Annotated in this window: 10 protein-coding genes; 2 read left to right on the forward strand and 8 right to left on the reverse strand. The window is 41.6% G+C overall.

Going from position 1 to position 14,201, the window contains the following annotated elements:
• The first annotated feature begins 86 nt into the window (after nucleotides 1-86).
• Complete coding sequence (gene lysA, locus M2470_RS09810) at nucleotides 87-1,244, forward strand: diaminopimelate decarboxylase (RefSeq protein WP_280744988.1); 1,158 nt, start codon at nucleotides 87-89, stop codon at nucleotides 1,242-1,244.
• 8 nt (nucleotides 1,245-1,252) lie between these two features.
• Complete coding sequence (locus M2470_RS09815) at nucleotides 1,253-2,431, forward strand: glycosyltransferase (protein ID WP_280744987.1); 1,179 nt, start codon at nucleotides 1,253-1,255, stop codon at nucleotides 2,429-2,431.
• 28 nt (nucleotides 2,432-2,459) lie between these two features.
• Here the strand turns inward: M2470_RS09815 and M2470_RS09820 are convergent, their stop codons facing one another.
• The 8 genes from M2470_RS09820 to M2470_RS09855 all read right to left on the reverse strand — a co-directional run bounded on the left by M2470_RS09820 (nucleotide 2,460) and on the right by M2470_RS09855 (nucleotide 13,974).
• A complete protein-coding gene (locus M2470_RS09820) occupies nucleotides 2,460-3,728 on the reverse strand; it encodes an FtsX-like permease family protein (protein ID WP_280746476.1) in 1,269 nt (422 codons plus the stop codon).
• Nucleotides 3,728-4,927 carry a pyridoxal phosphate-dependent aminotransferase gene (locus tag M2470_RS09825; protein WP_280744985.1) on the reverse strand — a complete coding sequence of 400 codons (1,200 nt, stop codon included), beginning with the start codon at nucleotides 4,925-4,927 and terminating at the stop codon, nucleotides 3,728-3,730. The genes M2470_RS09820 and M2470_RS09825 overlap by 1 nt, the downstream gene beginning before the upstream one ends.
• Nucleotides 4,928-5,041: 114 nt before the next feature.
• The gene (locus tag M2470_RS09830; RefSeq protein ID WP_280744984.1) at nucleotides 5,042-5,926 is read right to left on the reverse strand and encodes a YitT family protein; all 885 of its coding nucleotides are present in this window, start codon (nucleotides 5,924-5,926) and stop codon (nucleotides 5,042-5,044) included.
• A 114-nt stretch (nucleotides 5,927-6,040) separates the two neighbouring features.
• Nucleotides 6,041-6,445, reverse strand: coding sequence for a hypothetical protein (locus tag M2470_RS09835; RefSeq protein ID WP_280744983.1), 405 nt, complete (start codon nucleotides 6,443-6,445; stop codon nucleotides 6,041-6,043).
• 127 nt (nucleotides 6,446-6,572) lie between these two features.
• Nucleotides 6,573-8,351 carry an ABC-F family ATP-binding cassette domain-containing protein gene (locus tag M2470_RS09840; RefSeq protein WP_280744982.1) on the reverse strand — a complete coding sequence of 593 codons (1,779 nt, stop codon included), beginning with the start codon at nucleotides 8,349-8,351 and terminating at the stop codon, nucleotides 6,573-6,575.
• Nucleotides 8,352-9,012: 661 nt separating this feature from the next.
• On the reverse strand, nucleotides 9,013-10,068 hold the full coding sequence (corA, locus tag M2470_RS09845) for a magnesium/cobalt transporter CorA (protein ID WP_280744981.1): 1,056 nt from the start codon (nucleotides 10,066-10,068) through the stop codon (nucleotides 9,013-9,015).
• 7 nt (nucleotides 10,069-10,075) lie between these two features.
• Nucleotides 10,076-12,544 (reverse strand): Smr/MutS family protein, encoded by a 2,469-nt coding sequence (locus tag M2470_RS09850; protein WP_280744980.1) that lies wholly within the window; start codon nucleotides 12,542-12,544, stop codon nucleotides 10,076-10,078.
• Nucleotides 12,545-12,555: 11 nt separating this feature from the next.
• Nucleotides 12,556-13,974, reverse strand: coding sequence for a DUF4136 domain-containing protein (locus tag M2470_RS09855; protein WP_280744979.1), 1,419 nt, complete (start codon nucleotides 13,972-13,974; stop codon nucleotides 12,556-12,558).
• Between the last annotated feature and the right edge of the window lie 227 nt (nucleotides 13,975-14,201).

A 14,201-nucleotide genomic window follows, 5' to 3' on the forward strand; every position in this document is an offset into this window, starting at 1 on the left:
TAACGATTAATAATGTGCGTAGATAGATGCACATTTACCTATTAATCGTTAATCGTTAATCGTTAATCATTAAACGTTATACAATCATGTTAAAAGGATCTTTTCCTGTCGAAAAATTTAAAAATATTCAAACTCCTTTTTATTACTATAATGTTGAATTGTTAAAAGAGACATTGCAGGTAGTAAAAAGCGAAGCAGCCAAATATAATTATCATATACATTATGCAGTTAAGGCAAATGCCAATCCCCGGATTCTTCGTATTATTGCTGAGTTTGGATTGGGCGCGGATTGTGTAAGCGGAGGTGAAATTCAAGCATCTTTAGATGCCGGTATTGCGCCGGAAAAGATTGTTTTTGCCGGTGTAGGGAAAGCTGATTGGGAAATTAACCTGGGCTTGGATGCTGATATATTCTGTTTTAATGCCGAATCGTTAGCCGAATTATCTGTTATAAACGAACTGGCAGCAGCAAAAGGCAAAATAGCGTCGGTTGCTTTGCGTATCAATCCGGAAGTAGATGCGCATACACATGCGAAGATTACAACCGGAATGAAAGAGAATAAATTCGGAATTAATATCGGACAACTCAATATGGTCTTAGACAAGATGTCGGAGATGAAATATGTAGAGTTGATCGGTATCCATTTTCATATTGGTTCGCAAATTACGGATTTGTCTTCTTTCCAAAATCTGGCAATTCGTGCGAATGAGATACAGGAAGAACTGGAGGCTCGTGGTTTGCATGTGAAGAATGTGAACTTTGGCGGAGGTTTAGGTATTGATTATTACCACCCCAACCATTTACCGATCCCAGCTTTTGATAATTATTTTGCGGTTATCAATAAACTGTTGAAAGTGCGTCCGGGACAAGAAATTCACTTTGAACCGGGACGTTCTGTTGTGGCGCAATGTGGATCGCTGATATCTCAAGTATTGTATGTGAAGGAAGGTGAGACGAAAAAGTTTGCCATATTGGATGCCGGTTTTACCGAACTAATACGTCCTGCTATGTATGATGCTTATCATCGGATAGAGAACATATCCAGTGACGAAGCAGTAGATATTTATGATGTGGTAGGGCCTATTTGTGAGTCGTCGGATGTGTTTGATAAGGATGTGGAGCTGAATAAAGCACATCGCGGAGACTATCTGGCTTTGCGCTCTGCCGGAGCCTATGGTGAAATTATGGCATCACAATATAATTGCCGCCGTTTGCCGACATCGTATTTTTCTGATACAATATAATTATAGAAATGATAGAAAGGTTGCTTATATTCAGCATTCCTGAGCTGATACTGTTGGTTGTTTTATTCGTGTTGTTTGTCTGCCAGTTGCTTTACTATCTGGTTTCGTATTCACGTCCGTACAAGAAGGCTAAGACTGCAGATAATCAGATATCATTAGACTCTTATCCGCCGGTTTCAGTGATTGTCTATGCAAAGAATGAGTCTTATAACCTTCAGAAGTATTTGCCCTCTCTATTGGTACAGGATTATCCCTGGTATGAAGTTATCGTCATCAATGATGGTTCTACAGACGAGAGTGACGATGTGTTGAAGAGGTTGGAAAATGAATATAAACATCTTTATCACACCTTTATACCCCAGGAGTCTAAATATTTAAGTCGCAGAAAACTATCACTGACCATTGGTATTAAAGCTGCTAAGCATGATATTTTATTGTTTACGGAGGCGAATTGTCAGCCGCTCAGCAACGAGTGGATCAAGTCGATGGTATGTAATTATACGAATCAAACATCAATAGTGTTAGGCTATTGTGCTTACAAAGAGAATAGTAGTTTCTTCCATAAACTGGTGGGCTATGACAATCTTCTTTCAGGCTTGCAGTATATATCCTCGGCCTTGAAGAATAATCCTTTTAGTGCCAACGGACGAAACCTGTCGTATAAGAAGAAGCTCTTTTTTGAGCACAAAGGATATAGCCACTCCCTGAGCCTTCATGCCGGAGATGATGACTTGTTCATAAATGAAGCCTCAACCGGAGAGAATACCCGTGTGAAATATACTCCGGAAAGTATGACGGAAATGGCTCCTTTTGAACGTTTTGCCATGTGGAAAGAAATGAAGATTTCACGTGCCGCTACGCAACATCATTATCAGGGAAAGCAGTTGTTGTTCTATCGGATGGAAAAGGTGAGCTTTTTCTTATTCTTATTGTTGGTGATAGCCTCTGTTATTTTGGGAATATTGGGTAATCCATTGACTGCTTTGGTGGGTGTGTTACTTTATGCTATCTCATTAATTGTGAAGTATGTTGTGTTAAATAAGGCGGCTCGCATGTTGCAGCAGAAAATATCGGCAGCTTCGTTGCCTCTGCTGGAAATTACACAGCCATTGATCAATTTGTATATTCTTATTTACCGGGTATTCAAAGGAAAGAAAGACTATACCTTTACCATTACCGGTAAGTAAAAATAGCTCATTTTTTTTGCTCACGAACTTATTCAAACCGGATACTACGTGCCGGAGCTATCTTCGTGATAAGATGAGAAGGGGCAAGCATCATAAACATGGAAGCTACTAATGTGCCGATATTAATCAAAATAAGCGTCGGTATGCTTAAGTCTATGGGTACTGCATTCAAGTAGTAAGTAGCCGGATCGAGTTTGATTATGTGGAAATGAGACTGGATGAGGCAGATAGTAATACCGATTACATTTCCCCATATCATCCCTTTTCCGATCAAGAAGAACGACACATATAGAAACACCTTGCGGATGCTTGTATTATCCTGTCCCATGGCTTTTAAAATGCCGATCATGTTTGTGCGCTCAAGAATGATAATTAATAGACCTGATATCATTGTAAAACCAGCTACAGCCATCATTAAAATCAGAATGACGACGACATTGATGTCTAATACATCCAGCCAGTTGAATATCATAGGGTTCAAATCTTTGATGGATTGAACGAAGAAGCTGTTCCCCTGGCGGTCTTTCCGCTCAACGAGGTCGAAGAAAAGGTCTTCTGCTGTTTGATCCAGGTGGTCGTAGTTATCTACTAACAGTTCCAATCCGCTTACCAGGTCGGAGTCCCATCCGTTAAGTCGTCTGATTTGTTTTATATCTGTGATTACAAATAACTTGTCATAGTCCAGAAAACCGGTTTCGTAAATGCCGGTAATGGTAAATTTTCTTGCTCTGACATCCTCTTGTACGAAATAGGTGTGAAATGAATCTCCGGTTTTTAAATTCAACAGATTAGCCAGGTATTTAGAGATAATCACATCTGTCGTTGTTTTCTTGGGATCGATGGAGAAAACGTCCCCTTCTTTTAAGTTTTCACGAAAGAAAGTCCAGTCAAAATCTTCATCAATTCCCTTCAGTATGATTCCTTGAAAATCGGTGTCTGTCTTTAAAATACCGGGTTTGGTAGCATATTTCTCTACATGGCGGATGCCCGGATAGGCCTGTAAATCGTTGAGTAATGTATCGCTTATAGCAATGGGAATTGTCTCATAAGATGTATTGCTGTCGAAGTTGGATATCTGAATATGCGAGCCAAAACCGATCACTTTATTCCTGACTTCTTTCTTGAATCCAATGACAATAGATACGGAAAGTATCATAACTGCCAGTCCTAAAGCTATGCCCATCATGGCAATACGAACAGCCGGAGGAGTAACTTGTCGTTCACCTTCTTTGCTGAAATGTATTCTTTTTGCTATAAACAGCTCCAGATTTTGCATATTCAACTTCTTGTTTTCCATTAAAGCACCCGTCCTGGATATGCTTCAAGTGCTTTCTCTAAGACTACCAAGGCCTTTTTTAAGTCCTCCTTGTTTAATACATAGGCAATGCGAACCTGATTTCTACCTATACCGGGGGTGACGTAAAAGCCGGAGGCCGGAGCCATCATGACGGTTTGCCCCTCGTATTCAAATTCGCTTAAACACCAGGCGCAGAACTTGTCGGCATCGTCTACCGGTAGTTTGGCTACTGTGTAAAAGGCACCCATAGGTATCGGAGAGTAGCATCCGGGGATGCGATTTAATCCGGCAATAAGGAAGTCGCGGCGTTGTATATACTCATTATATACACCGGTCATATATGATTTAGGAGTGTCGAGAGAGGCCTCGGCTATAATCTGCCCGATTAAAGGAGGGCTTAGGCGTGCCTGACACCATTTCATGACATTCTCCCGAACCTGGCTGTTTTTGGTGATGATGGCGCCAATTCGTATGCCGCATTCACTGTATCTTTTGGAAACCGAATCAACCAATACCACATTGTTTTCAACACCTTTCAGGTGGAAAGACGAAATGTACGGATCATCGGTATAGCAGAATTCCCGGTAAACTTCATCAGAGAACAGGAATAGATCGTATTTTTTGACAATGTCGCGAATCTGATCCATCTCTTTCTGTGTGTATAGATAACCGGTTGGGTTATTGGGGTTGCAGATCAGTATAGCTTTTGTACGGGGCGTGATTAATGCTTCAAACTTTTCGATAGAAGGAAGAGCAAAGCCGTCTTCAATATGTGAAGGTATTGTTTTAATCACAGCGCCACAGGATATGGCAAAAGCCATGTAGTTTGCATAAGCCGGTTCGGGGACAATGATTTCGTCTCCCGGATCTAGGCAAGCCATGAAAGAGAACAATACGGCTTCAGATCCTCCGGTTGTTATGATAATATCTTCTACGTCCACGTGGATATTGAACGTAGCATAATAATTCACTAATTTCTTGCGGAAACTGAGAATTCCTTCGCTGGGAGAATACTCCAATACCTTACGGTCAATGTGCTTGAGTGCTTCCATCGCGACTTCCGGTGTCGGTAGATCGGGCTGTCCGATGTTTAAGTGATATACTTTGACTCCTTTTGACTTTGCCTTGTTGGCAAGCGGTACCAGTTTGCGAATAGGAGACGCAGGCATACTTACTCCCCGCTGTGAAATGTTGGGCATTCTGTATAAATTAGTAATTAAAAACGCAAAGATAACGATTAATGATTAACGATTAACCAATAATTGATGTTGTTTTGTAAGTTAATCGTTAATCACTAACCGTTGATCGTTATATTAAATACCGGGAGGAGGTGAATCTTTACTGGCATGCATGGTAGAGACAAATGCTTTAGAGTCGATCTTGCTAATCTCATTTTTTAGCTGAGGAAGGTCTTTTCGTTCGGCAATTGTGAAGATGATTTCTTTCTCTTTACCTTCATACATGCCTCTTCCATGAAGGAATGTGCCCCTCATCCCCATTTGGTTGACGATAAGGTCTTTTATTTTTTCTGTTTCTTTAGATACGATAAATACAGCTCTGTTCGGGTTTTCTGTCTGGAACATTTCTACCAGTTTTCCATATACAAAAATAGTAAACCACGAATACAAAGGAACCGCCCAATCCTGGAATACAAGTAAGCCCAGCAACACAATAACCGAGTCGAGGAGGATAATCATATTGCTTACTTTTAAATTGCTATTACTTGCTATTACACGAGCCAGTACGTCTGTACCGGCACTGGTGCTTTTGGCTCTGAAAACACAAGTAACCCCCATCCCTAAAATGGCTCCTCCGTAGAAGCAGGCAATAAAACGGTCGTTTTCTACCAATGGCGTATCTCCCAACAAGAATGAAAGGGCATCTGTAAACACAGAAATAAGTAAGAATGTAACAATAGTCTTTGGGCCAGACGATAATCCTAGCTTTTTCATGGCCAATATCAGCAATGGCACATTGAAGCATAAGGCAGTAGCACCCATCGGCAATCCATCAGGGAAGAAAGAAAACATATCTTTTGTAACATAATGGATGACAATGGAAATACCATATACGCCTCCCGGCACAATCTTATAAGGAGCAAGAAATACCACATAACTCAATGCTTGAAGAAAAGCACCTACTATGATGAGAGAATAATCTCCAACGTTGCGTTGGATAGTAGCTTTGGCAGAATACATGTGACGTCGTATTTAGATTAGTTACATATTCTATTTTTCGACAAAGGTATGTAAAAAAAGAAAGAGATTACACTCCTTGAATGTAATCTCTTTCGCTTAATTTGTAAATATTACTTATTTCCGGATATTTTCTGCCAGATATGTGTCATCAGGCATTGCCTGTATACCCATTGCACGATAGTTATTGTTCGTTACATTGAGTAGAACAAGATACTTGCGATATTGCGCAGGGGTGAGGGCTTCTTTCATTAACTTTAAGTTGCCATATACAGCTTGGTGCATTTTCTTTTCCTGGCGATATACGCTTGATTTTACACTTTCGTCTTGCATTTCGATGAAGTATTCGTTGATGTTTGCTACCTCATCCATCTGATACGGAGCTAAATCCAAATATTTGCTTAGCTTTTCGAAACTAACGGCAAACGGAGCTTTGTGCAACTTGGTGTTATTGCTCTGTGCATAACTCATAGACGATACACTTACTAAAACGGCTACAATAGCCAAACCTAAACGTTTCATAACCTAAACTTTTTAAATAATTAAACCTATTAAAACCTAAATCTTTTTACCTTTTGGTCTCTACAAATATAACAATATGTTTTATAACATTGTTTTGCAGCAGGTATAATAAATATTAAAATAGTGTTTAAATATATTCGCTTAGTTCCAGCCAGCGTAGCGTTTTTTCGTCAATAGCCTCTATTACTTGCATGATCCGTTCTGATTTGAGCATCAACTCGTCATTGCTTAAGGTGCCGCTACTCATGGCTGTTTCCAGGTCTGTTTTTTCTTTTTCTAATAGGGGAATTTCTTCTTCCAACAGTTCAAACTCTTTGCGCTCCTTGAATGTTAGCTTCTTTTTTTCGGTATCTTGTTTGCTTTTATTATTGGTGGCTGTTTTCTCCTGGCCGGATGTTTCGTTTTCTTTTGCCAATTGGTCTTGTATTTCTTTCCATTCCCTGTACTGCGTATAATTACCCGGAAAGTCTTTGATGTCGGCATTTCCCCGAAAGACCAATAGGTGATCTACCACCTTATCCATAAAGTAGCGGTCGTGGGATATCACGATAACGCATCCCTTGAAGTCTCTCAGGTATTCTTCCAATATATTTAATGTAACAATATCCAGGTCATTTGTGGGTTCGTCTAATATAAGGAAGTTGGGATTGCGCATCAATACGGTGCACAGGTAAAGGCGTCGTTTTTCCCCTCCACTTAATTTGTATACGTAGTTATGCTGCTTGTCGGGAGGGAAGAGAAAGTGGTTCAGGAATTGTGAAACGCTCAGCTTTTTCCCGTCTCCTAAATCTACATATTCCGCTATATTCTGAACGACATCGATAACTTTCATCTGTTCGTCAAATAGCAGTCCTTCCTGACTATAGTAGCCAAAGCGGATTGTTTCACCGATGTCGAAGTGTCCGCTATCCGGCTCTACTTCTCCGATCAGCATTTTAATAAAGGTAGATTTGCCCGTCCCGTTGTTGCCGGTGATTCCTAACTTCTCAAACCGAGCAAAGGTGTAGTTAAAATCTTCTGTTATTTTAATATCGCCATAGCGTTTGCTTACCTGCACAGCTTCAAATATTTTTGAACCTATATAGGACGATTTAACGTTCAGGTTTACCTGTTTGCTGTCTTGCTGTTGTTTGGCTTTGTCTTCCAGTTTGTAGAAGGCGTCGATACGATATTTGGCTTTAGTGCCACGAGCCTGAGGTTGCCTGCGCATCCATTCAAGTTCTTTGCGTAACAGGTTGTTGGCTCGTTCTACTTCGGTATTCAGGTTGTCTACTCTTTCCTGTCGCTTTTCCAGGTAGTAGCTGTAATTGCCTTTATACTGATAGATTTGCTTCCGGTCTATTTCTATGATTTCATTGCATAAACGATCCAGGAAATAGCGATCATGCGTTACCATCAGCAGGCTCATGTTCTGCCGGCTTAGATACCCTTCCAGCCATTCGGTCATTTCCAGGTCGAGATGGTTGGTAGGTTCGTCCAGTATGATCAACTCCGGTTCGGTTATCAGTACGCCGGCTAATGCTACGCGCTTGAGTTGTCCACCGGATAGTTCACTTATTTTCTGTTCGAGGTTTGAGATCTTTAACTTGGTGAGAATCTGTTTGGCCTTTTGTTCATGTTCCGGGCTTTTCATCTCTCCTAAACAGGCTTGTAATACTGTCTGTTGAGCTTGATATTGAGGGGATTGCTCCAGATATCCTACCCGAAGGCCATTTCTGAATACTATTGAGCCGCTATCATACTCTTCTTTCCCGGCTATAATATTCAATAATGTTGTCTTTCCTGATCCGTTTTTGGCAATCAGCCCAATCTTATCACCTTGTGCTATTCCAAAAGTAATATCTTCGAAAAGCAGTAAATCACCAAAGCTTTTGGTCAACCCTTCTATTTGCAAATAACTTATCATGTTGCCTTATTTTCGGCAACAAAGATAATTAAGATAATGGTAATCTGCCAGGCATGAGCAGTTCATTACAAACATTCTTTGCATATAAAGTGTGAAACAAGAAAAAGAGTTCCCGCTGTTTGATATTTTGCATAGCAGGGAGTGTAAGCCCTCTTTTCAAATAATCATCTACCGTTTCGAGAAATACAGAAAGTAGCAAGGGGGCTGTAAGTGGTGAGTTGTAAAGTTTTAGCTCACACACGACAGGCATGATGTCCTTGTACATATTTTTATTTATCCGATAGTGAAACTTGTTGATTGTAAAAAGAATAAATCTGGAATTTTCTGTAGCCCGGCATATAAACGGTTTATTAGGAATGAAAAAGAATTCATTCGGCCTTATTGTTGATATGGGATTTTTTCTATTACAGATTCTCACCTCCCCCTTCAACAGAAAAAAGAAGTGTACATATTCCTTATTGTCCGACTTAAATAAAGAGTTTTTTTCCAATACGAAAGATCTGAATATAGTAGACTTACATATCGGTCTTACTTGGTTGAGGTCGTTTTTACCTGCAAATTTTAAATTACACATAAATTTTTTCTTTCTTGGTTTTATACTAAAAGAACAGTGTTTAAGTTTTATTTGTTGCAAAAAAAACGATTTTTTTTTAATTATCATTTATGACCACTTCTTTTTTTTCAGGAAAAGCCAGGTGAAGAGCCCTATAAGTATCATGATTGCCCAGGAAAATAAGTATCCGTATTTCCAGCTTAGTTCGGGCATGCCGTTAAAGTTCATTCCCCATACACCGGCCATAAATGTTAAGGGTATGAAGATGGTAGCAACTACTGTTAGCCTTTTCATGATGGCATTCATGCGCAAGTCGTTATTGGAGATGTACAAGTCTACAAGGGACGAGCTGATCTCGCGGCAGCTTTCCATCGTTTGGTTTACAAACTGTATCTGGTCTGACAAGTCGTTGTATATAGGATACATATCCGGGCTTATAATTCCACTTTCTAAGCGTAACAGTTTGGGAAACTGTTCTTTCAAAGGTTGGCTATTTTTGCGGATCGTCATGTAGTCGCGGCGGCGTTCCTGTATTTGCGGTCCTACGTTTTCTTGATTGTTGCTTATATCCAGCAGAGTATCTTCTATTTCTTCCAACAGTTCTTCTGCTTTGGCGGCTGATTCTACCAGGTTGGATACAATTGTATTCAACAGGAAAGCCAGTAGCATCCCACTTCCTTTCTTGCGTATGTTCAGCATGTTTGACTTCAGGGCTTGCTCTACCCGTTCAAATACGGGATTACTGCTTTCCGTAAAGGTAATCACGGTCTGCCCGGTTACTATAATACTGATATGCTCTGAGTGTAGCTCTAGATTCTCGTTATAGTAAGTAGAATTCAGGATGATAAGTAAGCGTTCCTGGTATTCTTCTATCTTGATAACATGTTGAGGGGTAAGGATATCCTTTACGTCCAGATTATGTAGCCCGAATCCTTTAACAATCCGGGTAATGAGATCAGAGTCTGTCAGTCCGCTAATCTGAAACCAATTGACATGCTTACTGTCTGCCAGCTTATCGAATGAGACGTCTGTTTTCCTTATTTCGTGAGCACTTAACGTTTCTTCATTATACTGAGTCAGACGGATTTCTGTTGCCGTTTGATGCTTTCCTACATAATAATACTTGTCGGACAGATGATGATTGGATGTATGCCTGTGTCCCATATTGATTTTATGCTAATTCTACAACTGTAATACCTGCTCCTCCCAGTTGTACATGCTCGTCGCGGAAGCTATGAATACCGGGAACCATGCGTAAATACTCCCGGATCAGCTGTCGCAGGGCTCCGGTGCCGGTTCCATGCAGTATACGAACAGGAGACGCGCCAACCAGTATAGCATCGTCGATAAAATACGTGACAGCTTGCAGAGCTTCGTCGCCTCTCATACCTCTGACATCTATCTCTTGCTTAAAGTTCAGCTTCTTTTCGCGCATATCATCGGTGGTCTGGCTGCTCACAAAGGTACTTTTTTTCATCTCTTTTTTGATCTGTCCTTTGCTTACTTTTTCTAGCTTGTCAAGCGAAACGGTACTTTTTATCATCCCGAAGGCTACCAGAGCCTGCTTTCCATGCATTTCCAATACCGTACCGGCTGAAACCTGCCCTTTCAGACGAACCTGATCCCCTGTCTCAATTACGTCTTTGTTGAATGGCTGTTTTTCAGGCGCTTTCTGCTTTTGCTTTTTACGCTCTTGCCGTTCTTTCAGTTTTGTCATCTGGCGGGCTATTTTCTCGTCTGCCTCTTCGGTGGCCAATACTGATGCCTTGAACTCATCCAGCGCTTTACGGGCCAGTTTGGTTTGTTCCTTTTCGGCCTGTGCTTCTTTTATTTCACGTATTGTATTTTCTATTTTTGTGTTGGCATTGGCTATGATGCGCTGTGCTTCTTCTTTGGCTTCGCGAATGATCTCTTTACGCTGTTTGTCAACTGCCTCCAGATTATGTTCATAGCGCGTTGTTACATCTTCCAGTTTTTTCTCCTGCTGGCGTATGTTCTGGCGTTTGGTTTCCCAGTAACGCTTGTCACGCACAATGTCTTGCAGGTATTTATCCATGTTGATATAGTCTGAACCTACAATAGCCGAAGCATCGGTGATAACGTCTTCCGGAAGGCCGATCTTGCGGGCTATTTCTACGGCAAAGGAACTGCCCGGATTACCAATAGAGAGCTTGAAGAGGGGCTGCATTAGGTGGCGATCGTATAACATCGCTCCATTAACCAGTCCCGGGCTGTCTTCTGCAAAGTGCTTCAGGTTCTGATAGTGGGTCGTGATCACGCCAAAGCTCTTGTTGCGATTGAAACGGTCGAGCAATGCTTCGGCTATCGCTCCGCCTATCTGAGGCTCTGTGCCACTGCCGAATTCATCGATCAATATGATTGTTTTCGCATCACAGTTTTTTACAAAGAACTTCATGTTTATCAGGTGTGAACTGTAGGTACTGAGGTCGTTCTCAATACTTTGTTCGTCGCCTATGTCGATGAATATGCCCGAGAATATACCCGTTCGCGAACGTTCGTATAATGGAATCAGCATTCCGCATTGCAGCATATATTGCAAGAGGCCTACAGTCTTCAGGCAGACGGATTTCCCTCCGGCATTGGGCCCGGAAATAATGAGGAGTCGCTGCTCTTCCGTCAGCATAATATCCAGTGGAACAACCTCTCTGTTCTGTTTCTGATGGGAGAGGTAGAGCAGGGGATGAATGGCGCGAAACCAGTCTATCTGCTGTTTGTTTTCCAGGCTTGGCCGTATAGCATTGATTTTTATGGCAAAGAGAGCCTTAGCCCGGATAAAGTCAATGTCGGCCAAAAACTCGTAAGATTGCAAGATATCCGGTACCAATGGGCGGATAATATCTGTAAATCCGGTGAGTATCTTGATGATCTCCCTCCGTTCGTCGTTCTCCAGTTCACGAATACGGTTGTTGGCTTCTACTACCACTTCCGGCTCGATAAAAACAGTCTTTCCGGTGGCAGACTCGTCATGTACGATTCCCCGGATTTTACGTTTGTAAGCCGGAGCTACGGGAATCATCAGGCGTCCGTCTCGCATGGTAGGCGCCACATCTTTATCCACTACTCCGTCTGCCTGGGCTGCACGGAGGATGGATTGCAGGCTGCGCGAGATACTGCTCATGGTGGCATTCATCTCTTTCCGAATCTGCGCAAGGGTGGGAGAGGCATTGTCTTTTACCCGACCGAATTTGTCCAGGATAATGTCTATTTTTCCTATCAGTTGAGGGAATACTAAAATGTCTCCAGCCAAGGCTGTAAGTGCCGGGTAACTGACTTCTTCCCCCTCGGTTACGTGGAGAAAGCGTACAATATCATGGATCGTCTGAAGCGAGCGTTTCAGGTCGAATAACTCTTTCTCGTCCAGGAAGGTACCTTCCGGACGGATTCGTTTCAGCGAGTAGCGTACATCGAAGAAGTAGGCTGCCGGGAATTCATCGTCCCCTTGCAGAATACGGACAAACTCGTCTGTCTGGTCTAACAGTTTGCTTACTGTTTCAAAGCTGTCGGAAAATGCCATGTCTGCCACTCTTTCTTCGCCCAGAGGACTTAAACATTTTTCAGCAACCAGCTGGCGGATCTTATCAAAACCCGTCTTATATTCAAAATTTTGAGGATAAATCACGTATAAGCTTTTTATTTAATTTCTATCATCACTTCCGTGTGAATGGTCGGACGGATGACTAATTCTACTTTTTCCTTACCCCTTTTGATTTGGAATGTACAAGCATTCGTACTGGAAGGGTTGATGTAAGGAGCAAACTTATATAAGTAAGAGAAGGGAGCTATACTTTTGGAGTTCTGAATCGTTTCTGCCACCTGTGTATAACTGAATTTGTCCCAGAACATACAGTATTGAAACCCGTTGAGATCTGTAAAGATTGTATTCTGATCTCGGTATTTCATTGTATTGGTGATGAATCGTTTATAGGCAGCTGTAAGTTCCTCCGAAGAGTAGCTCAGGCTATGATTATCTATTTTATCAATCACGTCACGAGCCCGTACTCCTGCTGTATGAGCCGGAGAATTGGGATCTACACTCATTACCACTTCCATACGGTTGATGTCATAGTTGATCCCTGTATAGTTGTAGGTTTTCTGATATACCTGAAACTGCACATTGCGGCTGTATTTGGCATATGGAAACTGCATACACATCAATGGGATATGAGTTTGTGCGTAATTCTCAAGCCTGAAGCCGGATTCCAGCATTTCGTTGGCTTCACATTCCCACAACACTTTTCCGGGATTGACTTTCTGGTCTATCAGACGGATCCCTAACTGTAGTAGGTATTCTGCCTCCGTCTCTGAGGTAGAGTGGCTTAGGAAAGGGAACTTTTGCATTCGGTTCAGAGTGATGTCATACCTGTAGCTAGCTTGTTTGTCCGTAGTTGCACTGGGCTTGTAATTCGGATTTCTTTTATTGTAATAATAGGTGCGGATCAGTATATCCGGATTGGTAGCATCATAGGTTAAGCCCTTTTTCCGGAACTCTTTCTCCAAAAAACCGTTTATCGTTTCTTCCCGTTTCTGATTTCCTTCGTCTACAGGTGTGAATGCAAAGGTTTTAAATACTGAAAAATCAATAGGTTCTGTAGTAGTTGTTGTCTTAAACGGACAGATAAACGAGCGTTCGCTGGTACTTTCCAGACTGTACATCTGGAAGGCGGAAGCCAGTTGGTCTTCGCTGATCGCATCACGCCTTTTACATTCTTTTTTTACAATTAAATGTTTAGCCGAATCAGTCAGATTGGTAATAACAAGCGAAACTTCGTTCTTGCCTGCCGGATTCATCAGAACCGCAATCTCTTCGGCGCTAGTAACTGCTGTCTGGATGCCATCTATCGATTCGATAATATCGTTTGTTTTCAGTCCTACTGTTTCTGCCGAAGAATAAGGATATATGCCTGTAATGACGGGCTTCCCATTTCCCCAGTTTGGGGATTGGCTGATATCATACGTAAAGCCCAGCCGGCAAATCGTAGGATTTTGAGCCTGTATAGTTACCGCAGCACAGAAGCAAAGCAATGCAGAAAGGAACATTTGTTTCATCATAACACCGAATATCTGTTTGAAATATATCGTTTAGCCCCACAAATGTACGTCATAACTTTTATATAATCAACGCCTCTTAGGCTGAAATATCATGATAAAAGAATCGCGCCACATATGTCACGCGATCGATTCACAATTGTGTTTCGATCGTTTTACATTTGTGGTTTGATCGTTCTACATATGTGGCACGATTCTTTTTTGACGATTCTTTCAGAAATTGGCAGTAA

Origin of the sequence: Parabacteroides sp. PH5-46, assembly GCF_029892785.1 — a bacterium.
Classification (GTDB): Bacteria; Bacteroidota; Bacteroidia; order Bacteroidales; family Tannerellaceae; genus DFXE01.

Bases quoted from the DNA above. Each gene is read 5' to 3' on its own strand.
- corA (WP_280744981.1), bottom strand. From the start codon at position 10,068: ATGGGACACAGGCATACATCCAATCATCATCTGTCCGACAAGTATTAT.
- M2470_RS09830 (WP_280744984.1), bottom strand. From the start codon at position 5,926: ATGTATTCTGCCAAAGCTACTATCCAACGCAACGTTGGAGATTATTCT.
- M2470_RS09840 (WP_280744982.1), bottom strand. From the start codon at position 8,351: ATGATAAGTTATTTGCAAATAGAAGGGTTGACCAAAAGCTTTGGTGAT.
- lysA (WP_280744988.1), top strand. From the start codon at position 87: ATGTTAAAAGGATCTTTTCCTGTCGAAAAATTTAAAAATATTCAAACT.
- M2470_RS09835 (WP_280744983.1), bottom strand. From the start codon at position 6,445: ATGAAACGTTTAGGTTTGGCTATTGTAGCCGTTTTAGTAAGTGTATCG.
- M2470_RS09815 (WP_280744987.1), top strand. From the start codon at position 1,253: ATGATAGAAAGGTTGCTTATATTCAGCATTCCTGAGCTGATACTGTTG.
- M2470_RS09820 (WP_280746476.1), bottom strand. From the start codon at position 3,728: ATGGAAAACAAGAAGTTGAATATGCAAAATCTGGAGCTGTTTATAGCA.
- M2470_RS09855 (WP_280744979.1), bottom strand. From the start codon at position 13,974: ATGATGAAACAAATGTTCCTTTCTGCATTGCTTTGCTTCTGTGCTGCG.
- M2470_RS09825 (WP_280744985.1), bottom strand. From the start codon at position 4,927: ATGCCCAACATTTCACAGCGGGGAGTAAGTATGCCTGCGTCTCCTATT.